At 54.0% G+C, this 23,945-nt stretch carries 27 protein-coding genes; 12 read left to right on the top strand and 15 right to left on the bottom strand.

The genetic code is table 11. The features are described from left to right. Positions 1–74: 74 nt before the first annotated feature. Positions 75–1,253, top strand: coding sequence for a type 2 periplasmic-binding domain-containing protein (locus QP109_RS06300; RefSeq protein ID WP_285024015.1), 1,179 nt, complete (start codon positions 75–77; stop codon positions 1,251–1,253). 3 nt (positions 1,254–1,256) lie between these two features. Here QP109_RS06300 and QP109_RS06305 read toward each other — a convergent pair whose 3' ends face one another. Both QP109_RS06305 and QP109_RS06310 read right to left on the bottom strand, forming a co-directional pair. Continuing rightward, on the bottom strand, positions 1,257–2,576 hold the full coding sequence (locus tag QP109_RS06305; protein ID WP_285024016.1) for a DUF4921 family protein: 1,320 nt from the start codon (positions 2,574–2,576) through the stop codon (positions 1,257–1,259). Between the two features lie 266 nt (positions 2,577–2,842). Continuing rightward, entirely contained in the window at positions 2,843–3,253 is a 411-nt protein-coding gene (locus QP109_RS06310; protein WP_101628333.1) for an ACT domain-containing protein, read from the bottom strand. 47 nt (positions 3,254–3,300) lie between these two features. Between QP109_RS06310 and QP109_RS06315 the strand changes: the two genes are divergently transcribed. Continuing rightward, positions 3,301–3,423 (top strand): hypothetical protein, encoded by a 123-nt coding sequence (locus tag QP109_RS06315; protein WP_279352833.1) that lies wholly within the window; start codon positions 3,301–3,303, stop codon positions 3,421–3,423. A 9-nt stretch (positions 3,424–3,432) separates the two neighbouring features. On the opposite strand, the gene QP109_RS06320 is transcribed toward QP109_RS06315, so the two are convergent. Continuing rightward, the gene (locus QP109_RS06320; RefSeq protein WP_285024018.1) at positions 3,433–4,278 is read right to left on the bottom strand and encodes an aldo/keto reductase; all 846 of its coding nucleotides are present in this window, start codon (positions 4,276–4,278) and stop codon (positions 3,433–3,435) included. A 114-nt stretch (positions 4,279–4,392) separates the two neighbouring features. Continuing rightward, on the bottom strand, positions 4,393–4,533 hold the full coding sequence (locus QP109_RS06325; protein WP_285024019.1) for a hypothetical protein: 141 nt from the start codon (positions 4,531–4,533) through the stop codon (positions 4,393–4,395). A gap of 128 nt (positions 4,534–4,661) precedes the next feature. Between QP109_RS06325 and QP109_RS06330 the strand changes: the two genes are divergently transcribed. The 4 genes from QP109_RS06330 (at position 4,662) to QP109_RS06345 (ending at position 9,468) form a co-directional block, all read left to right on the top strand. Further along, the gene (locus tag QP109_RS06330) at positions 4,662–5,318 is read left to right on the top strand and encodes a hypothetical protein (protein ID WP_285024020.1); all 657 of its coding nucleotides are present in this window, start codon (positions 4,662–4,664) and stop codon (positions 5,316–5,318) included. A 123-nt stretch (positions 5,319–5,441) separates the two neighbouring features. Further along, complete coding sequence (locus QP109_RS06335; protein ID WP_285024021.1) at positions 5,442–6,038, top strand: PadR family transcriptional regulator; 597 nt, start codon at positions 5,442–5,444, stop codon at positions 6,036–6,038. Beyond that, positions 6,035–6,748 (top strand): ABC transporter ATP-binding protein, encoded by a 714-nt coding sequence (locus QP109_RS06340; protein WP_270772321.1) that lies wholly within the window; start codon positions 6,035–6,037, stop codon positions 6,746–6,748. Before QP109_RS06335 ends, QP109_RS06340 begins: the two co-directional genes overlap by 4 nt. Positions 6,749–6,816: 68 nt before the next feature. Then, positions 6,817–9,468, top strand: coding sequence for an FtsX-like permease family protein (locus QP109_RS06345; RefSeq protein ID WP_285024022.1), 2,652 nt, complete (start codon positions 6,817–6,819; stop codon positions 9,466–9,468). Positions 9,469–9,544: 76 nt separating this feature from the next. Here QP109_RS06345 and QP109_RS06350 read toward each other — a convergent pair whose 3' ends face one another. Beyond that, a complete protein-coding gene (locus QP109_RS06350; protein WP_285024023.1) occupies positions 9,545–10,048 on the bottom strand; it encodes an RNA-binding S4 domain-containing protein in 504 nt (167 codons plus the stop codon). A gap of 40 nt (positions 10,049–10,088) precedes the next feature. Here QP109_RS06350 and QP109_RS06355 point away from each other — a divergent pair, with 40 nt between their 5' ends. Both QP109_RS06355 and QP109_RS06360 read left to right on the top strand, forming a co-directional pair. Continuing rightward, positions 10,089–10,277 (top strand): hypothetical protein, encoded by a 189-nt coding sequence (locus QP109_RS06355; RefSeq protein ID WP_285024024.1) that lies wholly within the window; start codon positions 10,089–10,091, stop codon positions 10,275–10,277. A gap of 153 nt (positions 10,278–10,430) precedes the next feature. Beyond that, positions 10,431–11,999: an aspartate:alanine exchanger family transporter gene (locus QP109_RS06360; RefSeq protein WP_285024025.1), complete on the top strand. Its 1,569-nt coding sequence runs from the start codon at positions 10,431–10,433 to the stop codon at positions 11,997–11,999. Between the two features lie 271 nt (positions 12,000–12,270). Here QP109_RS06360 and QP109_RS06365 read toward each other — a convergent pair whose 3' ends face one another. Next, complete coding sequence (locus QP109_RS06365) at positions 12,271–13,572, bottom strand: M18 family aminopeptidase (RefSeq protein WP_285024026.1); 1,302 nt, start codon at positions 13,570–13,572, stop codon at positions 12,271–12,273. Between the two features lie 41 nt (positions 13,573–13,613). Here QP109_RS06365 and QP109_RS06370 point away from each other — a divergent pair, with 41 nt between their 5' ends. Together QP109_RS06370 and QP109_RS06375 are read left to right on the top strand one after the other, a co-directional pair. Beyond that, positions 13,614–14,453 carry an aldo/keto reductase gene (locus QP109_RS06370; RefSeq protein WP_350224218.1) on the top strand — a complete coding sequence of 280 codons (840 nt, stop codon included), beginning with the start codon at positions 13,614–13,616 and terminating at the stop codon, positions 14,451–14,453. A gap of 36 nt (positions 14,454–14,489) precedes the next feature. Continuing rightward, the gene (locus tag QP109_RS06375) at positions 14,490–14,726 is read left to right on the top strand and encodes a hypothetical protein (protein WP_101628344.1); all 237 of its coding nucleotides are present in this window, start codon (positions 14,490–14,492) and stop codon (positions 14,724–14,726) included. Between the two features lie 196 nt (positions 14,727–14,922). Here QP109_RS06375 and QP109_RS06380 read toward each other — a convergent pair whose 3' ends face one another. The 3 genes from QP109_RS06380 to QP109_RS06390 form a co-directional block, all read right to left on the bottom strand. Then, complete coding sequence (locus QP109_RS06380; protein ID WP_101628345.1) at positions 14,923–15,375, bottom strand: GNAT family N-acetyltransferase; 453 nt, start codon at positions 15,373–15,375, stop codon at positions 14,923–14,925. 450 nt (positions 15,376–15,825) lie between these two features. Further along, complete coding sequence (locus QP109_RS06385) at positions 15,826–15,996, bottom strand: hypothetical protein (protein WP_165778232.1); 171 nt, start codon at positions 15,994–15,996, stop codon at positions 15,826–15,828. Positions 15,997–16,367: 371 nt separating this feature from the next. Next, on the bottom strand, positions 16,368–16,856 hold the full coding sequence (locus QP109_RS06390; RefSeq protein WP_101628346.1) for a 2-thiouracil desulfurase family protein: 489 nt from the start codon (positions 16,854–16,856) through the stop codon (positions 16,368–16,370). A gap of 551 nt (positions 16,857–17,407) precedes the next feature. On the opposite strand from QP109_RS06390, the gene hemH reads away from it, so the two are divergent. After that, the gene (gene hemH, locus QP109_RS06395) at positions 17,408–18,400 is read left to right on the top strand and encodes a ferrochelatase (protein ID WP_101628348.1); all 993 of its coding nucleotides are present in this window, start codon (positions 17,408–17,410) and stop codon (positions 18,398–18,400) included. Between the two features lie 68 nt (positions 18,401–18,468). After that, positions 18,469–18,858: a DNA cytosine methyltransferase gene (locus QP109_RS06400; protein ID WP_285024028.1), complete on the top strand. Its 390-nt coding sequence runs from the start codon at positions 18,469–18,471 to the stop codon at positions 18,856–18,858. A gap of 131 nt (positions 18,859–18,989) precedes the next feature. On the opposite strand, the gene QP109_RS06405 is transcribed toward QP109_RS06400, so the two are convergent. The 6 genes from QP109_RS06405 to QP109_RS06430 form a co-directional block, all read right to left on the bottom strand. Next, positions 18,990–19,598, bottom strand: coding sequence for a DUF6037 family protein (locus tag QP109_RS06405; protein WP_285024029.1), 609 nt, complete (start codon positions 19,596–19,598; stop codon positions 18,990–18,992). Between the two features lie 14 nt (positions 19,599–19,612). Beyond that, entirely contained in the window at positions 19,613–19,981 is a 369-nt protein-coding gene (locus tag QP109_RS06410) for a recombinase family protein (RefSeq protein WP_101628350.1), read from the bottom strand. Positions 19,982–20,409: 428 nt separating this feature from the next. Continuing rightward, positions 20,410–20,733 (bottom strand): type II toxin-antitoxin system RelE/ParE family toxin, encoded by a 324-nt coding sequence (locus QP109_RS06415; RefSeq protein ID WP_101628351.1) that lies wholly within the window; start codon positions 20,731–20,733, stop codon positions 20,410–20,412. Next, positions 20,733–21,119, bottom strand: a complete 387-nt coding sequence (locus tag QP109_RS06420) for a type II toxin-antitoxin system RelB/DinJ family antitoxin (RefSeq protein ID WP_243381261.1) — start codon at positions 21,117–21,119, stop codon at positions 20,733–20,735. The genes QP109_RS06415 and QP109_RS06420 overlap by 1 nt, the downstream gene beginning before the upstream one ends. Before the next feature lie 493 nt (positions 21,120–21,612). Continuing rightward, on the bottom strand, positions 21,613–22,527 hold the full coding sequence (locus tag QP109_RS06425) for a hypothetical protein (protein ID WP_285024030.1): 915 nt from the start codon (positions 22,525–22,527) through the stop codon (positions 21,613–21,615). Between the two features lie 168 nt (positions 22,528–22,695). Next, complete coding sequence (locus QP109_RS06430) at positions 22,696–23,859, bottom strand: methyltransferase domain-containing protein (RefSeq protein WP_285024047.1); 1,164 nt, start codon at positions 23,857–23,859, stop codon at positions 22,696–22,698. Between the last annotated feature and the right edge of the window lie 86 nt (positions 23,860–23,945).

The raw sequence follows: 23,945 nt of genomic DNA on the forward strand, positions 1-23,945 counted from the left end.
GTGCACCCGAGTGCCACGATTCCACACGCTAGCCGTAGACTTGGGCTGTTGGATCCAGATCCGAGGAGCTTAAAGTGAACCTGCGTCGCGTAATGCCCACATCCGCCGCAATTGTCGTGATGTGCATGACGCTTAGCGCATGCTCTTCGTCCATCGGCTCAGGAACCGACCCGTTCTCGCGCCCGATCGGCTCATCTCCAAACTCATCCGACTCCACATCCGGCCAGCAGTCCGAGAACGCCTCCACCCTTGGCGCTCCTGAACCGTCCAAAGGATCAGGCACTATCACCATCGGTGTTACCCAGGAAGAAAAACTTCCCGACTCAGTGATTGAGGCATTCCACGAAGCAACCGGCTACGACGTCGTACAACAGGTGATTGAATCCGCGTTCGCTCTCAATGGCCAACACATCGATGCAGTGCTCGGAATCGACAGGCCTGGCCTCGTGAATTCTTCAGCGCAACTGGCAACGGACGCACTCTTCTCTCTGACACCAGCCCCCGGCACCGAAGTAGCCGCAACCGCGTCGGCGTTGGCATACGGGCGCAACGACGTGTGCGTCCTCATCGACAAAGCCTGGATGAGCGTCAACGGGTATGCCCTCCCAAGTGGATTCGAAACGCTACGCAATCCCGGTGATGCGGCCTCGCTGATTGTTCCCGATCCCGCGTCATCCGACATCGGGCGCGCGTTCGTCGACGGCGTCGCCACCTCCTACGGCGAAGGATTCGGTCAGTGGGTGGGCGCACTCAAAGCCGCTTCGGTGATGATCGCAAACGACGAGGCCGCCTTAGCCGCATGGACAGGAACCTCGCTCACGGGCGGAGCTGAAGCGCAAAAAGACGCCGCAGAACTCAGTGGAGCCCAAACGGTTGTTGCCCCCGCGAAACGACTGCCCTACATGGTCGGCCCCATGCGCGAACTTGCTCGCACAACGTCGAACACGGGCATCGAATCCCAGGGCGTCGCAATGGGAAGCAGCTGTGTCACCCGATACCTGTACATTGCGCCCACCGCGCAGGCCACCCAGCTTGACGGTGTCCGCTCCCTGGCCGCGTGGCTCTTGAGCTGGGACGGGCAACACGCGCTAGCGCAGGACGGAGTCGTCTACCCGCTGGAAGAAAGCGCCGGCGAAAACACTCCGGCCAGCTGGTTTATGACCCCTCAAGACGATGCCATCACCGTCAACGAGCCGGCCTCCAACGCCACGACGTGGGCGCTCGACCAGTGGAGGAGCGCGCTCGCGGGCTGAACGTCAGTCAGCCAGCATCTGTGGGGTCACGCGACATTCCGCGCCGATCTTCATCGGGGCGATCGTGCCTGCTCCACGCATTTCCTCCAGGCGCGGGACCAAGCGGTTGACCACGTGCCACGGGTCAAGCGTGTTGAGGTAAATGCGTGTGCCACCCTCGAAACCTGCCAGCGTCGAAATGCGCCACTTGAGCAGGATCCTCCACCGCATCGGCGTACGAACCGTGGGTGGACGATGGTACCACTCTTCGTTGCAGGGAACATCGGCGCCGGTCGCAGCGTGAACCGCGTGCAACAAGTCGGACACGGCGCGAAGCTGCTCTTCGGAAGCTTCCCACGGGTTGCGCGGAGAATGCAGGGGCCAAATAGCGACGCTCGGGAAACGATGTCCGAAGCCCGCCATCGCGATCGCATGGTCGTTCTGCGCAATCAGCAGTTTGCGCGTGGCGGCGACGGTCAGAATGTCGTCGTAAATATCCGGCTGGGAGCGCAGGCGGTTCAGTTCGGCTTCCGTCTGCACCGAGAAGTCGTCAATCGCCACCAACTGCTTGTGCAGGTGGTCGAACGAGGCTCCCGCGGGCTTCAACCAATTCTGGAACGCAGCTACGTAACGAACATTCGGGTCAAGGGTGTACAGATCCGCCATCGTGCGCGTTGTGAACGCCGTGTACTGGAAGTGCTCTTCGGGAGTCATTGTGCCTGAACCAGCAAGCTGCGTTGTGTCCTTCGCGCCATCGATGTAGTGGCGTCGGGCAACGATTAGGTCGTGGCCGCCGGAGAAGAAGCCATTCGCCTGCTGCAACTTGTCAGAATCCGACATTGCGTCGATTTCAGCATCGCTGACACCGGAGGCTGACAGGCGAGCGTGCACCACGCGCATCACGTGGTCGTAGCCTTCGGAGGATGCCAAGTATTCCGCCATACGACGGTGTTCAGCTTCGCTGGGAACGTGGCCGTGGTTCAGATGCCAGTAGTTGTAGGACACGATCTCGAACAGGTTCGGGATGCGACGGAACTCAGCTGTCGTGGTGGAAAGCTGGTCAGCGGGAAGAGCGGTCAGTTCACTCCAGTTTCCGGCCTGGTCACGCACCAAACGGGACTTTTCCGGCGGAGTCTCAAGATAACGCTGATCGCAGAAAGCGCAGTGGCATCCATCCTGATCGTGATCGATGGGCATTGGATGAGCTGGGGGAACCGATAGCGGGCGGTGACCGCGTCCAGGCACGGTCCACACCTCGGTTCCTGTGAGAAGGTTCTGCTGCTTTACCGTGCCATCGGCTAAACGCACGATGGCACGGTCGGTTCGAGAGAGCTCCTTTGCCATGGGGTTAATTCTACCTGCCAAATACACGTTCTCCCAGAGTCGGTAAACGATTCCTTGCATTCGATACCGGTAGGGGTGCGATCGTGCTCAACACGCGCAATGGGGTCTGACCAGCGCAAGTAATGGTGTTGGGCCGGTGAATGGGCGGGTCCGGTGGTGAACGAGCGCGGTTGTATGGGCGGGTAGGGCCGGCCGGTAAAAAGGCAATCGGCGAGAACCTCGAAAGGTTCTCGCCGACATTAAATGGCGCACATGCTATGTGAACGTCAGGCGTTCGGTAGCCATCCGCGAGCGTTCTTACCCAGATCAGCGATCAGAGCGGCAGCTTCCTGCGCACGATCTGCCTGGACGAAGAAGTGGTCGTGACGAGCGCAAGCGATGGGATTCGCTGCAATCGAACGAGCCGATAGGATCTGTGCGATTGTCGCCGTAATACCGATTGAATCAAGGTCAGCCTGCAGACCGAGGAAGATGTGAGCGTAGCGCTTTTCGGTCGGAAGACCGGCCGCTTCGGCTTCGTCAACGGGAAGAACAGCGGTCAGCTTGTCTTCATCACGAATGACGGCGAAGGGGTGGGTACCTGCTGGGACCTCGTCAACGATGGCGAAAACGTATTCGCCGGCGTTTGTCGGATCCAGCGTGGCAAGAATTTGGTCGAGAGCATGGATTTCAGTCATGACGTAGATGCTATCGCTCAGCGCGTGTGAGTAAAAGGCATTGTCTCATGCTGGACATCCTTGAGTGTTTCATGGATCGTTTCGCGCTCGCTTCCCTCTTCTATGTGTACGTGATCGCCCGTGCTGACGGTGAACAAGCGCGGTGGGGGCTGAAGAAGAGGAGCCGGTAAAAGTGCTAGTCAGAGCCTATTCATCGTATTCGGATTCGAACCGGTGCGCCCTGCCTCGCCCTCGTCTAGGGCGTCGATGGCTGTCATGTCCGCGTCCGACAACGTGAAGGAAAAGACATCGAGGTTCTGCGCCTGACGCGATGGCGTCACCGACTTCGGGAAGATCACGTCCCCGCGTTGCAACGCCCACCGCAGTGCTACCTGAGCGGCGCTGACCCCGATCCGCGCACCAATCATGGCCAAGGTTTCGTCAAAGGGGGCGCGGCCTCGTGCCAACGGAGACCAGGCTTCCACCACCATGGAGTGATCGCGCGCGAACTGGCGCAACTCGTTGTTGGGGAGGAAGGGGTGAGCCTCCACCTGCAGGACATGCGGAGCTACCGTCGCCACGTCGAGAACTGCCTGGATATGCGCAATTTCGTAGTTCGACAGGCCGATCGCACGTGCACGACCATCAGCGTAGAACTCTTCCAGCGCACTCCACGGCAGGGCAACATTTCCGTCGTACAGCGCGGGCAAAGGCCAGTGGATGAGGAACAAATCCACGTAGTCAGTACGCAGATCCTCCAAAGTCTGAGCGAAAGTTGCGCGCGCAACGTCAGGCTCATGGTTCGGGTTGTTCAACTTCGACGTGATGAACAGCTCCTCGCGCGGGATCGTGGAATCTGCGATCGCGCGCCCAACCTCTGGTTCATTGCCGTACATCTGAGCCGTATCAATGTGGCGATACCCCAGCTCCAGCGCGTGTGACACCGCTTCATAGACACCCTCAGTCACTTTGAACGTGCCAAAACCGAACTGCGGAATAGGCGCTCCGGTCGGCAGTGTGAGCGTCGGGATGGTTGGGGTGGGCATGGTTCCTCGCTTCGTCGGGTACTTTCATCTTCCCACGATCGTGCCCCTCGCGCCCTTCCCGCGCGTTGAGTGCACGTCTGGGTAATGCAGGGCGACGAGGCTGGGCGCGCTTGTTCACGCTCCTGGCGACATGGCTAGGCGGGCACCAAGGTAAACGGCAAGTGCGGCGATGGTGGCAGCCATCTGAAGGACAAGCACTGCTGCGACTTCCCAGGCTCTGCCACGTAGATGTCGCCATGCGAGTTTGAAGAGCATGTGCCACTACTTCCAATAAAATTTCAGGTACCTGAAAAGTCTATGTCTTACGTGTCGTAGGCGCTCTATCTCAATGGGGCAGTGGGTGGCAGTTCACAGTGGCGTGCGTCCTGTTTAAAGTAAGGGGTATGGTTGAAGAAACCCCGAAAGTGTACAAGCGTACCGCCGCGTTTACTGAAGAGCAGATTGAAGCTGGTCTTTGGCTTCTGCTGGCATTGAACTCGCGGTCCAGCCTCGGTGATGAGATCCCGGGGAAAGGTTCGGCTCTTCGTGATCTTTTGGCTCCCGTCGCGCGCAAGGTCCCGCTCAGCGATGAGCAAGTGGATGAAGCGGTCTTGCTGATCGAGGCCGCCAAATGGGCGATGGAGCGCCATGAACTGCGTCCACTGTCCGTGTCGCAGTGTAATCGTGAACGCGATGCACTGCTGAAGCGCTGGAATTTAGCGTCCACGAAAGGTGCGTTGCTCTGGCCACCGTCGTCGCAGACAATTTCAGCTCGCCTTGGGGGTGGATCGTGGAGTCGGGCTACCGCTCGTCTTGGGTTTCGCGCGAATTCGCGAGGCCGAGCCCGCGGGTCTGGCAGGTTTACTTCCGAATCAATGGCCGTTGTTCTGCGCGAATTCATTGCCGAATGTGAGCGTAATCAGGTCGAACCGACACTTCAGGGGTACGGGAAATGGTCGAAGTGGCAACGTGCGACAGGCAGGGATGATGTTGCTTCTGTTGCCACTTTGCGACAGAGGTATGGGACTTGGAGTGCGATCCTCGCTTCTGTTGAACCATGAACCTATGAATAATTGCATTTCGGCAAGGTAATGAAGTGTTGATTAAACTAGAGTCCTCAGTTAAAATTCCACTCCTTTGTAGGATTATATAGACGTAGTTAGTCGGAAAGTCTGGAGTCATCAATGTCAGTACGCAAAGCGCTCCTCGCGCTCGTCTCTCAGCAGCCTGCTGGTGTGTACCGCCTCAAGCAGATGTTTGAGGATCAGACGTGCGAAGCTTGGCCGTTGAATATCGGTCAGGCCTATCAGACGATGCAACGCCTTGAACGCGATGGTTCTGTCTCTTCGCGCCAGGAAACAAACGCTGGGCGTGACTCCGAAGTCTTCGAGGTCACCGAAAAGGGTCGAGAGATCCTCAACGACTGGTGGAAGACCCCGGTTTCGCGTCAGAGCCCTGAACGCGATGAGCTCGTCATGAAGCTTGCCGTCGCAGCAACTGACCCCAGTGTTGATGTCACGGCACTTATTCAGATCCAGCGTCGTTCCTCGCTGATGGCACTGCGTGATGTTACGCGTCTGAAGTCGCTTGCCTCGGATGAAGAACTCGCATGGAAGCTGATTCTTGAGCGTCATATCTTCGACCTCGAAGCGGAACTGAACTGGCTGGATCACATTGAGTCCGGCGCCGTTTCCGAGATCGCTCGTCGCGCAGCATTCGCTCGCTTCAAGCGTCAGGAACGTCAGAAGTCTTCGAAGAACGCTACTGTCGGCGTGCGATGAGTTTGAGTTCCCATCCGGTTGCTCTTGTCGATATCTTTCACGAATACGGCACCGGCAATACGAAGGTTCAGGTGCTCGCTGGGATCAACCTACAGGTTGAGCCTGGCGAGCTTCTCGCCATCATGGGCCCTTCGGGTTCCGGTAAATCCACACTGCTTGCCATCGCTGGAGGGCTAGAGCGCCCAACGTCAGGCAAGGTTTACATTCACGGCGAGTCCTTTGCAGATATGTCGTCTGTGGAATGTGCGAGGGTTCGCCGTAAGTCGATCGGATACGTGTTCCGCGATTCAAATCTACTTCCCACCTTGACTGCGGTGGAAAACGTTGAAATGCCACTTGAACTGGATGGTTTTTCTTCCTCGAAAGCACGCGATGCTGCACTTTTTGCTCTCGAGGAAGTGGGAGCTCTTGACCTTGCTGAAAAGTTCCCGGATGACCTGAATGGTCGTGAGCAACAGCAGGTTGCAATCGCCCGCGCTTTGGTTGGTCGTCGCTCGATTATCATGGCTGACGAGCCCACTGGTTCCCTCGATTCTCACTCGGGTGAACAGATTATGCTTGCTTTGCGTCAACAGATTGATGCGGGCGCTGCAGGAATCCTGGCGACTCACGAGGCTCGTTTTGCCGCGTGGGCTGACCGTACAGTTTTCCTTCGTGATGGGAAGATGACTGATACCTCTTCGTCAGATCGGATTGAGGATCTTCTATGAGCGAAGGCGGATCCGGATTGAGTCACGGAATTCGCGCACGTGCTAATACTTGGAAGATTGTATTGCGGATGTCTAGGCGCGTAGCGGTCCGTGATCGTTGGCGTACCCTGACGTCGTTACTGATCGTTTCACTACCGATCGTGCTGGTTATTTCGTCAATCACTCTCTGGTCGATGATGTCATCATCGCGCTATTTGGCGATACAGAACTTAGGACCGAATGTTTCGACTCAAGCGCGGATTACACGCACCAGCTTTAATCCGATCGAACAGGATTATTTGGGTGAACCAGCGGGTGATGTGACTTCTACGTCCGTGGCTTCATCGTCTGTCGATGAGTTTCAACTGAATCGGTGGCTCCCCAGCGATGCTGTGATGGTCACAACGCTATCTTTCCCGTCGGTCAATGTGTCAACTGAAGACGGTTTACGCTCTGCATTGGTCACGACAGTTACAGAGACTTCGTCGTTGGATATTTTTGCTGAGAAGGATGAACAGACTCCGAAGCTTGAAAATGGGCATGCTGTTCTTACTTTAGACGTTGCTGAAGAACTGAACGTGGGCGTGGGGGACACGATTCATGTTTCAGTATCAAGCACGAGCATGAAGCCATCAATTACTGCGACGGTCATGATTGACCAAGTGACGGATCAGGAAAGAAGCATTGTTGTTGGTCTTGGAACTTTTGCATCGAGATCGCCGAGTGAACTTCAAGGAACCTCTGCTCACTACTATATCTTGAGTGAATCCCCTGTGACGTGGGACGACGTGCAGTTGCTCAATCATTCAGGCTTCGCTGTTATCTCTCGTGCTGTTCTGACAAATCTGCCTCAGAACGCTCCGCCTCCTCAATCCACGGAGTTTTCATCGGCTCAGGCATGGCTTCCATTCATCATTGTTATCGGTGTTCTTCTGGTTTTCATCGAGCTGATCCTGTTGGTCTCACCGTTATTCGCGGTCGCCCAAACGAACGGTATCCCCAGCGCGACTACGATGCTTGCCGTTGGTGCGACACGTTTTCAGCTGATTCGTTTGATGATGTCGCTGGGACTGGTTCTGGGCGTCCTGTCGGCATTCCTGTCCCTTGCAGGGGTGGGGATCATCCTTGGTATCTTCGTCCAGATTCAAGGTTTAAGTCTGTCGATGATTCCTTGTCAAGCTCTAGTCTTCTCGTTCATTTCACCGATTGTGGTGTGTCTGATCGCCTGCTACGTGCCGGCTCGTGACCTTGCGGACACGGATGCGACCACGCTGTTCTCTGGGCATACTCGTGCGCCGTCGCGTCTTGTTCGGAAGATCCCGTTCTACCCGCTTCTTCTTGTCCTTGCTATCCCGCTTTTGATGTGGGCAGCGATGACAGGGGCTCTGAGGATTCTTGCTTTCGGTCTAGCCCTGCTGATCAGTGGAATTATCGGAACCGCTCCTTACTTTGTTGCATATGACTGGCGCGGTCGACGCCATCCTTCGCTGGGTTTGCGTCTTGCGGTTCGTGATGCGGTCAGGAACGGCCAGCGCACGCTTCCAGCAATGGCCTCGTTGATGACCACCGCACTGCTGGCCACAGCGCTTCTGATCACTCTGACAAGCGCGAACGAAGCTGCGTGGAATGCGCACGCGCACCTGGGGCCGAAGGGAAGCGTCTTCGTGTCGGACGCTGATGTTACAGATACGGTTTCTCAGGTGCGAATGATTCACGATTCTGCCGCTGCAGCTGTGACGGATCGTCGCTCGGTATCGAGCGCCACCACGCTGTCAGGTCTGAAATGGGAATCCACTGATTTTGGCCCCTCCATCGTGATCGAACCGATCTCCCCTGACAAGGCATCCACAGAGTCAATGAACGACCGCGTTCCCTCGCTCGCGGAATTGGATTTGGCGTACATCGTGGACGATGGCACTTTCCTCTCCGCCTCCAACCTGATTTCCGGCGATGAGATGGTGAAGGCCGTAACGACCCTGAACTCCGGTGGCGCGATTATGCCGAAGGGTTCGTACATTTCTGAATCGGGCCAAGCGACGCTTCGTGCTCTAGATATGAGCGACACAGTTGAGGCAGCTACGCAAGGCGTGAACACGGTTCCTGAGCCCACCACGGTGTCCGAGGCCCAGATTCAAGCAATCACCTGGTCGAAGCTGAATGTGATCGTCTTGTCTCCCAAAGCTGCTCAAGTGTTGAAGGTTCCCGCCCTTCCACTGGGACAGCTTTTGATTGTTGATAAGCCCGTGTCCGTTTGGACGATGTCGGGATTTATTTCAGCAATTGAGTCGAGCGTCCCCGGTGCATCGGTGACGGTCATTCAACCTCCGTTGTCGACCATCATCATGCCCTACATCGCTACGCTGATCGCGTTGCTTGCCGCCGGCGGAACAATCGCTTTGATTGTCGTTCTTTCGGCTAACGCTATGCGTCCCGACTTCGAGACGCTGGAAGCGATTGGCGCCTCTAGGACTCTCCGTTCGCACGTTACCGCCTACCAGGGCATGGGACTCGCATTGGTCTGCTTGCCTATTTCCGTGCTGTCCGGCTTGATTGCAGGGGTGTTGACGGTTATGACGATCGCTCGTTCAGATGTATTCCCTGAGCTTGCAAACCTTCATCCTGTGATCCCGTGGTTTCAGGTGATCGTGATGTTCTTCGGTTCTCCGATTTTGGCGGCTATCGTTGCAGGCGTTGTTGCTTGGCGCCAGCAGAAGCGGGGCTCCCTGATTTCGGTGAACTAGACCGCCTACTGACTGCGGTGCTCGAACTGGGCCGGACAGTCAGCGCCCCGGCCGCAATCCCCCAAGTGACACCTCGTCAATCCCAATCAAAATCGGAAAGATGATGGTCGAGACGGGCATGTTCGTGAGAGTCACGCCCGCGTAAGCGATCCAATTCTCGGCGCTCTTTCTTCGATGGGCGACCAGTTCCACGTTCACGCTGGGCAACCGGGATGAACAATTTGGGGCGAGGGGGAGTGAGGTCCTCGTAGCAGACGCGCGCTTGAGGGGCACCAACGCGTTTTACCAGCAGTTTCGTTACCGTCAGTATCTGGTCGAAACCGTCGACTCGTAGGCGGACCTCGTCGCCCACCTTCACTTTTTGAGAGGCTTTTGCGCTGTCGCCGTTAACTTTCACGTGTCCCGCGCGGGCCGCCGAGGTTGCTTGTGACCGCGACTTGACCTTGCGGATAGCCCAGAGCCACGTGTCGACGCGAACCGAGTCTCCGGGTGCCAAAGCGCCTCGGGGAATCTCGACGGCCTTCTGCTCGCTGGTAGAGGTCGACGGGGATTCGCCCGAGGCGTCCGGTGTACTAGTCATACGGCAATCGTAGACGGTTGCCGAGGGAGCTAGGCGAGGCGTGCTCGCGCGAATGGGACACCAATCGATTTTCGAGCCAGGAGTGATCTCGCGAATCCTGACCACCTTCTATCTGGAGTCGTTTGCGCCCTCGTCGGGTGGTGGCACGAATAAGCGGATGCTCGCCCAAATGATCGAGGGGCTCATCTTCGCCTCGTCGCGACTGATTTCCACCCAGGACGACAACTAGAGCGCAACTAACGCTGGGCTTACCTCCAGCCGGTGAAGACGAGCTTTGCCGAGGGCGACAACTAGAGCGCAACTAACGCTGGGCTCACCCCAACGTGGGCAGTTCCACGCACAGAAAATGGAACTGAAAATGGAGCCTGACTAGGGTTGAAGCATGGCCTCCCTGTTGAATGCGAACCACCTGCTTACCCTCTTCCTGGTTGTTGGAGTGGGTGCTGCGCTCGGCGCAATCCGCTTCGGACCACTTCGTTTCGGCGCAGCCGGTGCACTCTTCGTCGGCCTTGCAGTCTCCGCATGGAACCCCGAACTCGGCGAAGGCATGGAAATCGTCCAGCAGATCGGCCTAGCATTCTTCGTCTACACGGTCGGCGTCTCGTCGGGCGCAGCGTTCTTTAAAGACATTCGAAAACAGACGGTGCTTCTTGGAAGCTGTGCCGTAGTCTGCATCATCGGTGCAATTACCGCGTTAATTGGTGGCGGTCTGCTTCAGCTTCCCAAGGGGCTGACACTCGGCCTATTCACCGGCGCTTTGACCGCTGCTCCTGCCCTAGATGCGGCCACCCGCGTCACCGGCGACCCGCAAGCCGCAGTCGGCTACGCCTTCGGATACCCGATCGGCGTCATCATCGGGATCATCGTTGTCACCATGACTGTCACCCGCAAATGGGTGGGCGCAAAAGACACCCCCTCCCTGGCCGGTCAGTCCTTGGAAACGATGACCGTTCGCGTTGCCAAACGCATCAACACCCGTCACGTAACCTTGTGGCGTGACCAGCAGGTTCGATTGTCCTACCTGCGTCGCGAAGGCGAAACCCGCGTTGTCGTTCCCGGTGAGGACCTGTACGAAGGGGATCTCGTCCTGGTCGTGGGCGACCCGGCAAAGATTGCAGAAGCCGCGCATCAAATCGGCGAACCTGTCGAGCATCACCTTGAAGATGACCGCTCGGACGTCGCATTTGAGCGCATCGTTGTCTCGAATCCCGAAGTTGCCGGCCAGCCGATTTCTGCGCTCAATGTAGCCACACGTTTCGGTGCTGTTGTCACGCGCGTCCGCCGAGGCGACCTTGACCTGCTTGCCCGAGATGACCTAGATCTGCAACTCGGCGATCACGTCGCCGTCGTTGTCCCGACAGATGAGCTTGATGAAATCCAGTCCTTCTTCGGAGACTCTGAAAAGCGCGTTGCGGAAGTCGACGCAATGGCGTTCGGTATCGGTCTGGTGCTGGGCATGTTGCTCGGTGCGATTCCATTCCCGATGCCATCGGGGGCCTCGTTCACCCTTGGCTCTGCCGCCGGCCCCCTGATCGTTGGCATGCTGCTGGGTGCCCTGCGTCGCACCGGGCCACTGGTATGGACACTCCCCACCTCGGCGAATATTACGATCCGCCAGATCGGCTTGCTTCTTTTCCTTGCTGGCCTCGGCTTGAATGCAGGGCCAGAACTCGCTTCACTTCTGACCAGCCCCGATGGTCCGAAGGCGGCGCTGCTCGCTGTGATATTGGTATTGGTCTGCTGCCTGGCGCAGGCTCTTGCCGGTCGATTTGCCGGCTTGTCTGCGCCTCGTAGCGCCGGTGGAGTCGCAGGTTTCCTGGGGCAACCGGCAGTCTTGCAGGCCGCAGACGCTCGCGTTCCCGATGAACGCATCGAGGCCGCCTACGCGAGCCTGTTTGCTTTCTCCATCGTCGTGAAAATCCTGTTGGTTCCGTTCATTTGGTCGATCTAACACCGACTTACTCCACCGCCAGCGCCACTGGTGTCCATCGCATGAGCTGAACGGATGTTGGGTGTGCGGTATGAGTACCCCACACAGTGTGAGATTCGGGTTGTGGGACGTGAGTCCCCGCGGCGGTCAGGCCATCACCGCCGTTGCTTCCTTCAAGGACTGAGCTCACCAGCCTTAGATCTTCTGAACCTTTGCCTAGGGGCGGGTTTTCGAAGAACTACGCATTGGCGCCCCGAGGACGATCCGCGGGGCACCAATGCCTCCGAGTAAGTCAGGCGCCCAGCCAGTAGGCCTCGAGCACCTTCGACATACCAATCAGGTCGTCAACGTGGCTCATTTCGCGAGCCGAGTGCATCGACAGGAGCCCGACGCCCACATCCACCGTCAGAATGCCCAAGCGAGTCGCCGTGATCGGGCCAATCGTGGATCCGCACGGCATCGCGTTATTCGACACGAAGTCCTGAGATGGCACGCCCGCAGCAGCACACGCACGCTTCCACAGGGCAATACCTTCTCCGTCGGTCGCATAGCGCTGATTGGCGTTGATCTTCAAGACCGGGCCTCGTCCCATCACCGGATGAGTTGCCGGGTCGTGATACTCCGCGTAGTTGGGGTGCACCGAGTGAGCGGCGTCCGCGCTGATGCACGACGAAGTGGCAAACATGCGCGCAACCCCGTCGGCGTCGCGACCCAGAGCGTAGGCGGTACGCTCCAGAACGGTCTGCAAAATCGGGCCGGCAGCACCTTCGCGAGTTGCGGAACCAATTTCCTCGTGGTTGAAACACATAAAGATTCGAACGTCGCCATCGGTGGGAGTCCCAGCCTTCGCCAGGCGCTCAAATGCAGTCAGACCAGCGTGAACGGAGGAAAGATTGTCCTGTTGACCCGCAGCGAAGAACTGGCCGGACTCGCCAAAAGTTGCCGGACCCTGCTGAGGAATCAGGATCAAATCATGTGACGCGATATCCTCGACACTCACGCCGGCATACTTCGCGACTTCAGCCATGAAGTTCGCTTCCGGGTTATCGACGGTCCACACCGGGTGCAGGTGCTTCTGCGGATCGAGCTTCAGTCCTTCCGGGTTCACGCCACGATCCAAGTGAATTGCCAGCTGTGGGATACGTGCCAGTGCACCGGTGCGCACCAGAACCTGGCGACCGTCCTTCATCGTCAATCGGCCGGCAACAGCAAGCTCACGGTCAAGCCACGAATTCCATATCATGCCACCGTAGACCTCGACGTCAATCTGGCCCCAACCATCTGCAGTCGAGGACGTCAGCGACGGCTTCACGTGGAAAACAGGGGAATCGGTGTGCGCACCAACGATACGGAAGCCGGTCTGCTCAGTGACAGAAGTCGGAACGACCCACGCTGCGACGGCGCCACCGCGAACCATAACGTGTCCGCCGGGGCTCGCGTCCCACGGCTCAGTTTCGTCCTGGCGAGTGAAACCTGCATCCACCAAGCGTTGCGCCACCAAGTCGGCGACGTGATATGGGGAAGGGGAGTCAAGCAGGAAGTGCTGATAGTCGATCGTGTGTAGGTCAATCTCAGAGTAATCGAAGTAGCCCATGGGTTAATCGTAAGCCCGACTATGCTGAGGGTATGTCTGCAATGAAGCTCTTAGACACCTACGCCCTGAACGACGGCGCCAGAATTCCCCTGATCGGCTTGGGCACGTACAACTTGCGTGGCCACGCCGGCGTCGAATCGATGGTGAACGCGGTTCATGCCGGCTATCGTCTGCTGGACTCTGCGTTCAACTACGAAAACGAGGGGGCGCTGGGCCAAGCGGTCCGCACCTGTGGTGTTTCACGCGAGGATCTGTGCCTGGTCTCAAAGCTTCCTGGTCGCCATCATCGCTACGAAGAAGCCGTTGACACGGTTGAAGAATCCCTGTTCAGTGCCGGTTTGGACTACTGGGATCTCTATCTGATTCACTGGCCGAACCCGCGTCAGGGTCTCTACGTTGAAGCCTTCCAAGCGCTTGTTGACCTGCAGAAGAAGGGCTTGATTCGATCGGTTGGCGTTTCGAACTTCCTGCCCGAACACATTGAGCGTCTGCGCGATGAAGTTGGGGTTGTTCCCGCTGTCAATCAGATCGAGCTTCATCCGTACTTCCCGCAGGCCGAAAGCCTTGAAGCTCACCGCAATCTTGGTGTTCAGACGATGTCGTGGAGTCCGCTGGCCAGAAAACTGCACGTTGTCAATGAGCCTGTTCTCACCGAGATCGGTACCGAGACTGGTAAGTCTCCCGCGCAGGTTGTTATTCGCTGGCACCTCCAGCTTGGTACTCTTCCGATCCCGAAGTCAGCAAGTAAAGAACGTCAGGCGGCAAACCTCGACGTGTTCGACTTCGAGCTTAGCGAAGACCAGATGGCGCGTATTGCCACTCTTGCACGCCCCGATGGTCGCAGTGCGAATCAAGATCCTGCTTTCTACGAAGAGTTCTAAGCCGACGCTTACAAGCGCATATGAAAAGGATGAACTATGGCACGCAAACCCGATGATCTTCGTCGGAGCTCGAACGTTAACTTTTTTGTCGCAGCTTTTTCCGCGTACTTGGTCTATGCCGTGGATTTCTGGCCTCGCTGGATTTTCCTTGCCGCTGCCATTGGTTTCGTTCTCTATGGCTTGAAACTGCGTAAGGATGCCGACCGAATGGAGACGGGCGGTGCACCAAAGGTCGTTGACTCCACGGTTTCGGACTTGGCCGATAACAGCTAGTTTTCACTCGCTCGCCGTGTGATTGATTCACGAGGTCGCCCACCGCTTCTCGCTCCTCTCTTGCATCAAGGGCAGAGTGAATACGCAGTGTGTCTCGCGGGTCCTCGCTCGCAATTCGGGCAACAAAAAGGACGAAGCTAGGTCAGCAGACCCAGCCTCGTACCCAAGAAAAAGGTGCCAACTGGTGACGTAGCGTTTACTTGTCCAGTGGGACGCGGTACACGTTCGTCTCGCGTAGCTCGAAACCGGCGCGCTGGTAGAGGCGGTTCGCGGCCTCGCGTGACGGGCGGCTAGTCAGATCGACCGTGCGTGCGCCTACTTTCTGAGCGTGGCGAAGCGCGGCCTCAACGAGGGCCTGACCGGCACCCTGGCCACGAGCAGCAGAATCGACAACGACATCCTCGACCCAGGCGCGCACACCGGTCGGGATCTCGAAGGTTGCCAGCGAGAGCATGCCGAGGATCGGGAAAGCACCAGACTCGTCCGCCTTATCGGAGCGGAAAACGAACAGGTGAATGCCGGGCTGAGAAATGAAACGCTCGCACCCAGCCGCGTCCAGTGGGGCAGCTGAACGGGACAGCTGAGGAATCAGGCGCTCCATCGCTTCGACGATTTCGGGGGACGATTCGGTGATGATCTCGATGGCCATAAGGGTCCTTTCACTTCGCGTCTTCACGCAATTCTGTCGCAATTCTACGGGCGAAGGACACCCAAGGAAACGACCGTGAGCGCCCTTCGAGTGTCACGCCGCCTTATGTCTTCCAAACCACGAGGTCAGGCGAGCAAACAGCTCGTGCTCTTTCGACTGATCCGCATGGACCTGGCCGGCGTGCCTTGCGGTCGCGAGCGGTGAAATCGGAGCGGAAGGCTAGGGAGCGAAACCTGTCTGGCCTCGTACAGGGGCTTTTGGCTCCCGACTGCACCTGGTGCGACGGTTTGGTGTGTTTTTGTGTGGATGTGTCGCGTGGGGTGTAGTTGGTCGCTCGATCCTTCCCGTCTGAGCAGTCAGGGTGTTGCACCAGGTTGATAGCGGTCGGTCGAAGGAAACAGATATCGTCCGAACTCTAAAGGGTCGAGGCGATATCTAGATGGAAGTTGGTTAGGAGGCGTGAACAAGCGCGGTCTTGCGGATCGAGGTTCCAAATGCGCTCAAAGTCGAAACCGCGTAATCGCGAGCAAAAGCAATCGTTGCGCGAGCTTCTTCGATGGAGCCGAAAACCCGCAGCGTCTGACCCGTGTAGTTCACGATGAACAGCGACGAGTTCGCCACAATCGGGTGGGGAACGTAGAGTTCCTCGAGGTAAGCGAGTTTTCGCCGGTCAGTTCAACGTCGAGTGCCGTAGTGGCCTCGTCGAGCTGCTTTTCCTTCGTCGCACCGATGATCGGCGACGTGACACCCTTCGTTGAAATAGACCTTCGAGACGATAATGACTTTGTTGCGCTGAGTGTGTTTGAGCAGGGTCGCGCCCAACCAGCGCGCCGGTTTCTTCGGAGCCGACGCTCCACCGGCGTATCGTTCCCGGCTTGCCGAAACTCATCGTTCCAATGCAAAGCTTCGAAGTTTTATGCCAGTGTTACCCAGTTGCGTGCACAACATGTGCATCTCCGATTGCGGTTCGCTTCAATTATCCGCCGAGAATCTCAGCGCTGTTCCTCGAATTCCGACACGTCCAAGACCTCGTATCCGTGGGCGCGAAGCTGGCGCGCAAACGTGCCCTCGCCGTCGATGAGAGTGCCGGTGAACGTGCCGTCGTAGATCTGGCGCGCACCGCAACTGGGGCTTCGTGATTGAAGAATGACGAGGCCGGCTCCGCTTGCCCGGAGCTTTTCTTCCGCAATCTGGGCGCCGTCATGGAATTCTTTATCCACGCTGGATCCATCCGCGGTTTGTACAACGCCGTCCACCATTTCAGCCGGCGGACGCGGGGTGGGTAGGCCTCCCATGACTTCTGGGCACACGGGAACGACATCGCGCGAGCCGAGCCACCCAATCAGGGCCTCGTTCCTGTTGTTCCCACCGTTGTACTTGCAATTCTCGCCAAGCAAACAGGCGCTCACCCCGATTGGGTGAACATCATCTGCGTCACCGGAGGTGATGCCATTCTTCGACTGGTCAGGCGTTGTCAACATCGGGAGTTTCCTTCTGCTTTCATGAACGAGACTGAGGGAACTGGCTTCTCGTTTGGATTGCCGAGAACGCGCTTACCTTCAATGAGTGCGGTGACTTGCTCGAGCGAGAGAGAATTGTGCTCGATTGCGCGTGAAGAATGGATTGTGCGGATCTGGTTGGCTCGACGAAGGTATGGATGGATTGTCTCGTGTGAGCGCGAATCGATGTGTCTGAGCTGTTCGCTGATAGGCGCCGTCAGATTCATGATTTCATCAGTGATCTGGAATGGTGGATCGTAGCGGCCCATCTGCACCCCTCCAAGAAAACTGTCGAAATTCCACTAGTTATCTTGGTTGGCACCTTAGTCGGTATCCTGGTGAGTTGAGCAAGTTAGGGCAGATTTGCGGGATGTGGTGTCGTAACGTAGTCACCGACACATGCGACGGTTCGTGCGTCATACCGGACAGGTTCGTGCGTCATACCGGACAGGTTCGTGCGTCATACCGGACAGAATTAATTCTGATGACACCTGTCAGAAAAGCGCTGTGATCCCCCTCGTTACACTTGGACTATGCGCCACAGTGATGCTCCGGCCCTCGTACTTGCCAACCTTGGAACTCCGAAAACTCCGACGACTGCGGATGTTCGCACGTATTTGCGTGAGTTCCTCAGTGACCCGCGAGTCATTGAAATGCCGAAAGCTGTCTGGCGCCCGATCCTTGAGGGAGTGATCCTGCGCGTTCGACCGGCCCAATCCGCTGCGAAATATCGGACCGTGTGGTTGGATGAAGGATCCCCGCTACTGCACTACACGACACGTCAGGCGGAACTTCTGAGCGAACAGCTTGGAATGAAAGTCGTGCCGGCAATGCGTTACGGCCAGCCAAGCCTCGGAAGCGTCCTTGATGATCTGATGACGCAGGGCTACCGAAAGATCGCGATCCTGTCGGCCTACCCGCAGTATTCGGCGACCACGATTGCGTCCGTAAATGACGCGGCCGCTACGTGGCTACTGTCGAGGCGCGAGCACCCTGAAATCCGGCTATCCCGTTCGTTCCCGACTGCGTCCACCTATATTGATGCGCTTGAAACGGCAATCCGTGAGTCTTGGCAGCGCAACGGCACTCCGGACTTTGCCGGTGGTGACCGTCTGATCCTCTCGTTCCACTCAATCCCGGTTGCCATGTCGAAGAAGGGTGATCCCTACATTGACGAATGCAAGGAAACGGCTGCGCTTCTGCGTGAGCGACTGGGACTGAATGAAGAGTCCTGCATCGCTACTTTCCAGTCTGTTTTCGGTCCTGCCGAGTGGAATGGTCCGGCGACGATCGACACGGTTGGTGAACTCGGCAAGCAGGGGACGAGGCGCGTCGATGTCATCTGCCCCGGCTTCGTTGCCGACTGTCTGGAGACCCTTGAAGAGATCGACCAGCTGAACCGCACAGCATTCACTGATGCGGGCGGATCAGAGTTCCACTACATTCCATGGGCCAATGAAGCGCAGCCCGCAATTGACGCATTGGCTGAGCAGGTGCGAAACCTGCTTGCCGGCTGGGGTGATTGAGGCCAAGCTGCGGCGTGCCGCAATTCCTGTTAGTCGTGGGGTGCATCAAGTGGAAATGGGGCATATTCGTGGCCAAGAACTGGACGTTAGCGTCATTCTTTGCGGGAGTCGGAGGGATCGACCTCGGGTTTGAAGAAACCGGCAAAGTAAAGACGATTTACGCCAATGAATTCGATCCATATGCCGCCCAAAGGTACGAACAGAACTTTGATCTCAAAGTAGATGGGCGCGATATTCACGAGGTTCTGCCCGAAGAAGTACCCGATGCCGATATCTTTGTCGGAGGTTTCCTCGTTAGGCTTTTTCAGTGGCGGGATATCGTCAAATATGGGCGAAGGAGGACAATAACGTTCAAACTGGGGATATGCGCCCAATTTCTGAGCTTGTCTCAGTGCTCAGCCAAGCCTGAGACTGATTGTAGTCAGCAACGTTCCAGCAGAATTGCAACCTCGGCGTGAGATTGTTAGGCTATTTTTTAATTCATACCCTCATCGAATAATATTATGTTGAATTCTATGGTTTTATAATAATCTTATGTTTTCAATCCTTCATTTCTGATTAGACTATTTTGACGATGCCACTCTAACAGCTATCGTTTTGAAAAATTCTTAAGTATCGTTGCATCATCATTCTCTTTTTCTACTTCTTTCGAATAACAGAAGCTTATACTTTCATCATCTTTAAAAAATTTAAATAGCTCACCTCTAAGTAATTTTGTTTTATCTGAATTGAATTCACTTCGCTTTTTCCCTTTAGGATTTCTACGTACCATTGTGCAATATATTTTTTCAGGGTCTTCTGAATCGCTTACGCTTAGTGAGCGAACCATAGCTTGTTTTTCAATGTCAGAAATATTTACTTTAATGTTTGCTGGAATCGAGTCTCCCAGTTGGTTAGAAAATTGATTTATTATATCCCCCAGGTTATCACTATACTCAATGCCAAAATATTCTCTTAATGTCTTTGCGTCAATAAGCAACCTATTACTGTTAGCTTCAACTTCCAATACATCGCTTAAGTCATTTTCCTTCATAAATTCAAGTTTTACAAGAGCATACTCACTAATTCTCTTTACACTTCCAACAAATCTTTTTACCAAGACAATATAGTTAATACTTTTATATCGAAATGTGAAGGTGCAAATTGTCCACCCTTTATTCTTCATATCTTCTTTTAATAGTTTTAAGTTTCCAAGCATACTTCTATCTCCCTTTACCAACGCTTCTTCGAGCTGTATTTCTTAGTCTTTCTGTGTAGTTTTCCATCTTCTCCATGTTCCATATTACTGCGAGCTGCCACCTCTATCTCAACTGCTTCAAACGTTTCTTTGGAAATAATGCCTGCATGATGATCTGTATTCAAATACTGACAATCCGCATTTCCCGGAACAGCAATCGCTACATCACCTGTATATTTACGCCTAGTCAAAGTGCTCTCAACAGCCCGTTTAGTCCAAAGGTCTTTCCCCTTGGGAGACTTAACACCTCTACTTTTTAAGCTTCTAATAATACCGCCGATATTCAATCCTTTTAAATACCGGTCAAAAATATCTCTTACCACTTGCGCTTGGTCTTCATCAATATTATTAGACTAATAAATTCTAGATTTTCTCACCATGATAATTAGCCTAAACCTTATTTTCCCACTTCACACCCTGGGTGCAAAGTGGGTGCACCTTTTAACGTTAACACTCTGTGCACTCGACCCTAGAGTGTTGATATCTTCCCTCAAACAGCCAAACTGCGCTCAAAACCACGCCAAGCCAGCCTAAAAGTCGCCACTCACTAAACCTTTTAACGATAGCCCTCAATAAGCCTTGCTACACAAAGGCAGACTTGCACCCACCTAATCAGCCTTTGACATCAATACAACACTCTCAACATGGATTGAGAGAACTCCGAGTATATCTACACTTTTTTGAGTGCACACTATGGATAGTGGGTGCAGCTTTTAACGATAGGAAAAGCTATCGTTAAAAGGCTTAAGATTGGCTTGATAACGCGTTTACATTACAATTGTTCCAGTTGCGTAGCCTGATCTCTTCTCGCGTAAATAACCGCGACTATTTGGACTTCTCTTTTATTCTCATCAACCCAAAAGTAAACGTAATAATTTTTTACGTGTATTTTTCTAAAACCAAGCTCACCCCACGGCTGCTCATCTATACACTTCGCACGATAAGGCATTGTCTGTAAAGATGTCATTTTAGCTTTTAGCAGATCAAGCATTCTTTTAGCTATTTCCGGCTCTTTTAGCTCCGTTGCGATATATTCTCGAATAAGTGCAAGATGCTCTTTCGCCTGACGAGTAACTTTTATCTTATACTCATCCATTAAAGACCTCGTTCAAGCTCTTCAAAAACATCATCTATCGGATAACTATCACCGCGAACCGCCTGATCGTAACCTTTAGCCATCAACGCGTTAAACGTTTTCTCATCCATATCATCTTGTGCCGGAAGCGACTTCGGAATAGTAAGCGAAAACGGAATACCCTTATTAAGAATGATTTGACGATAAAACATGTCAATAGCAGTAGCCCTAGGAATTCCAATAGTTTCCAGAATCTGCTCCGCCTGCTGCTTAATATTTTCTTGTATTCTCACATTCACATTCGCTGTTTTAGTAACTGCCATATCAATCAACCTCCATACACAAATCATAAAATACCGTGTCGCATATTGCAACACATTTGTGCGAATGGAATTTTCGACTGTCATACACGATTTTTAGTTCGCATTACTGCATCAGATAGCACGATCAAGCGCCGTAATGGTGGGAAGCTCCGCTTATTTTCTCGTTTGAGTTTGAACACAAAATAGCAGCTACGACTATGCCAGATCCTCTTCCGTATCAAAAATTTCTGACTGCACACTCAACGACATCCGCGTCCGCGTCGACCTGGCAGACAACATCAAACCCGACACACAAAAAGCATCGAGAAAATCGCAAGGAATCAGCCTAAAGCCGCCGCATACTAAACCTTAACGATAGGAAAAGCAATCTTTTTCACTACAAGCTCCCGCCAGTAGCTCTGACAATTCCCAACCAGCCCATCTTTTCATGGGTAGTCAAGGCCATAAGTGAATTATTAAAACTATTTCCAAGAGCAACTAAACCAATCACATGAACAGACTAGCAAAAGTATTGGTACAAATTTTACAGGTTTAGCTCATAGAAACTTATAGTTTACTAATCTCGATAAACTGAGATTTATTGACTACAAATAATGTTTTTTAAATTATTGCAGAATTCAATTAAATGCTCTTTTAAATCTGACACTGAATACTTCTCCTCTATATCTGTCTTTAAATTTAAGTAAGTAATTTCATTCCCGCAAATAGAAGGGCTCTCAATATCGTGTGCTAGAGAATTTCTCAAATCTATCCAATTTTGACTTGGAGCTTTATTATTATACAGTTTTTTAAACAATTTATTTTTACCTTCATTATTACCACGTAAAATTCTATCAACTTCAGCTTGAAGTATTTCTTTACCAAACTCTGATACCTCATTGTCTTGAGGTATTTTTTCCACTAGTACACTCTTAAACATACTCTCTGTAATAATAAGTGAAGATAATACTAACGACTTTTTTGTCAATACGTCTGCATTAGATGCAATCTTATCGAAAATGTCATTTATTGTTTCTTCATATTCTTCAACTTTTATTGGATATTTTCTATAATAACCATAGTCAAATTCGGAAAAATCTTTTTGCCAATATCTTAAATGTTCAGGAAGCTCATATTCATAGTCTATTCCTGATGGTACGCCATAATAGTCGAAAATATTTGATATAATATCGTCAGAAACTTCACTAGTCCTCGATATAAATTTTATTAATATGTCGGATAATATTTCGCTTTTTTCTTCTATTAAAAAACCATCTTTAAGAAAATTCTTACAAATATCAGAGTTTTGAAAAACGTCTTGCGATACAAATTCAATATATTCATATAATGTAAGAGTTTTGTCCCAAGGCAATTCGACACCAAAAAAGTCTAACAGCTCATCTTCATTCTTGTGCCTAAATCTATTCCAATCGACATAATTACCAAAAATAAAATCGTCATTGCCTACCTCAATTTCCGTTTCAATCTCCCAGTCTCTCGGATCAAACAGCATCGCACTTTCCTTTCTTAAATGAAATTCAAATTTGCCGATTTACTCTTCTTCATCAATACTATTGACACGGTCTATAAAAATATCCAAAACGTTGCTACAACCCTTTCAAAATATTTATAACGATAGCCCTCAATAAGCCTTGCTACACAAAGGCAGGCTTGCACCCACCTAATCAGCCCTTGACATCAATACGACAACCTCGGCGTGATCCGTGTGCGGGAACATGTCGAATACACGCGCTTCGAGGCCGCGATAGTTCGGCATTTCCGTCAAGTCGCGTGCGAGCGTTTTTGGGTTACACGACGAGTAGATGACTCGCGGGATTCCAGATTCGTTAATCCACGAGGCCAATTCTGAGCCGATCCCTCGACGTGGTGGGTTAATAACCAACGCGTCTGGTCGGCTTTCTGCGGGCTGGCGAGTAGCCCAAGTCGTCGCGTCTTCTGCAATGAACAGGGCGTCCGCGCGCCCCAGCTTCAATTGGCGAGCACCTTGAATTGCCGACGCTATAGCTTGATCCGATACTTCCACGCCTGTCACGGGAGTAATGCCGGCTGATGCCAAGTGAAGAGCGAAGCCTCCGACCCCGCAGTAAAGATCCCAGGCTGAGCGAGGTTGGTCGGCCTCGTTGTCCGAAACTGCCCATTCGGTGACCTGGCGGTACAACTCTCCGGCCACGTCCGTATTTGTCTGCGTGAAAGAACGAGGTCCGAGCGCAAGCTGAACATCACCGACCTCCATCTTCAGTGTGCGACGCTTGGTCAGAATGATCTCGTCGGGACCCTCGACGATTGCTTCGTGTGTGGGGTGAATGTTTGCGGTGACGACCTTAAGATTTGGCACCAAGTCAAACAAGGAGGGGAGCGCCGCGCGAATATCGGAGACGCGGTCGCGCGTGCGAAGCACGAAGCGGCACATCAGAGCATTGTCCGCGCCGACGGTGAGTAGCACATACTTCAACTCGCCACTCTTCGTGGGTACGTCATACGGCGTCAGGTTCAGTTGGCGAATAAAGCGCTTCAACCCCGGCGTCGCACGGTTAATTGCAGAATGCTGAATTGGGCAATCCGGCAGGTCAACACCCCTGCGATCACGTCCCAAAATACCAAGAGTCGGCCGGCGCCTCGTACCACCGACGACCAACTTTGCGCTCGTGCGAAAGCCGGTCGGCGACGAGGCAACAGGGGGAAGCCATGCAATATCGGTGGCTCCGGCAACGTCGGCTAACTCGTCGCGAACACACGTTTCCTTCGTGGCAAGCTGGTCGCCGTAAGGAACCTCAATATTCGTGCACGAGTGGCAACGACCCGTATTCCAGTGCTGACAGAGAATGTCGCTTGTGGAACGCGGGGAAAGCCTGAGCTGGATCGAAGACACAAGGGCCGCCTATTCGCTGTAAGAGGGAGCGTCGGGTACGT

The organism is Pauljensenia sp. UMB9872 (assembly GCF_030212665.1).
Classification (GTDB): domain Bacteria; phylum Actinomycetota; class Actinomycetes; order Actinomycetales; family Actinomycetaceae; genus Pauljensenia; species Pauljensenia turicensis_B.

Coding starts and splice junctions, on each gene's coding strand:
- QP109_RS06305 (WP_285024016.1), bottom strand. CDS start 2,576: ATGGCAAAGGAGCTCTCTCGAACCGACCGTGCCATCGTGCGTTTAGCC.
- QP109_RS06310 (WP_101628333.1), bottom strand. CDS start 3,253: ATGACTGAAATCCATGCTCTCGACCAAATTCTTGCCACGCTGGATCCG.
- QP109_RS06315 (WP_279352833.1), top strand. CDS start 3,301: ATGCTGGACATCCTTGAGTGTTTCATGGATCGTTTCGCGCTCGCTTCC.
- QP109_RS06320 (WP_285024018.1), bottom strand. CDS start 4,278: ATGCCCACCCCAACCATCCCGACGCTCACACTGCCGACCGGAGCGCCT.
- QP109_RS06325 (WP_285024019.1), bottom strand. CDS start 4,533: ATGCTCTTCAAACTCGCATGGCGACATCTACGTGGCAGAGCCTGGGAA.
- QP109_RS06330 (WP_285024020.1), top strand. CDS start 4,662: ATGGTTGAAGAAACCCCGAAAGTGTACAAGCGTACCGCCGCGTTTACT.
- QP109_RS06335 (WP_285024021.1), top strand. CDS start 5,442: ATGTCAGTACGCAAAGCGCTCCTCGCGCTCGTCTCTCAGCAGCCTGCT.
- QP109_RS06340 (WP_270772321.1), top strand. CDS start 6,035: ATGAGTTTGAGTTCCCATCCGGTTGCTCTTGTCGATATCTTTCACGAA.
- QP109_RS06345 (WP_285024022.1), top strand. CDS start 6,817: ATGTCTAGGCGCGTAGCGGTCCGTGATCGTTGGCGTACCCTGACGTCG.
- QP109_RS06350 (WP_285024023.1), bottom strand. CDS start 10,048: ATGACTAGTACACCGGACGCCTCGGGCGAATCCCCGTCGACCTCTACC.
- QP109_RS06360 (WP_285024025.1), top strand. CDS start 10,431: ATGGCCTCCCTGTTGAATGCGAACCACCTGCTTACCCTCTTCCTGGTT.
- QP109_RS06365 (WP_285024026.1), bottom strand. CDS start 13,572: ATGGGCTACTTCGATTACTCTGAGATTGACCTACACACGATCGACTAT.
- QP109_RS06370 (WP_350224218.1), top strand. CDS start 13,614: ATGAAGCTCTTAGACACCTACGCCCTGAACGACGGCGCCAGAATTCCC.
- QP109_RS06375 (WP_101628344.1), top strand. CDS start 14,490: ATGGCACGCAAACCCGATGATCTTCGTCGGAGCTCGAACGTTAACTTT.
- QP109_RS06380 (WP_101628345.1), bottom strand. CDS start 15,375: ATGGCCATCGAGATCATCACCGAATCGTCCCCCGAAATCGTCGAAGCG.
- QP109_RS06390 (WP_101628346.1), bottom strand. CDS start 16,856: ATGTTGACAACGCCTGACCAGTCGAAGAATGGCATCACCTCCGGTGAC.
- hemH (WP_101628348.1), top strand. CDS start 17,408: ATGCGCCACAGTGATGCTCCGGCCCTCGTACTTGCCAACCTTGGAACT.
- QP109_RS06405 (WP_285024029.1), bottom strand. CDS start 19,598: ATGCTTGGAAACTTAAAACTATTAAAAGAAGATATGAAGAATAAAGGG.
- QP109_RS06415 (WP_101628351.1), bottom strand. CDS start 20,733: ATGGATGAGTATAAGATAAAAGTTACTCGTCAGGCGAAAGAGCATCTT.
- QP109_RS06420 (WP_243381261.1), bottom strand. CDS start 21,119: ATGACAGTCGAAAATTCCATTCGCACAAATGTGTTGCAATATGCGACA.
- QP109_RS06425 (WP_285024030.1), bottom strand. CDS start 22,527: ATGCTGTTTGATCCGAGAGACTGGGAGATTGAAACGGAAATTGAGGTA.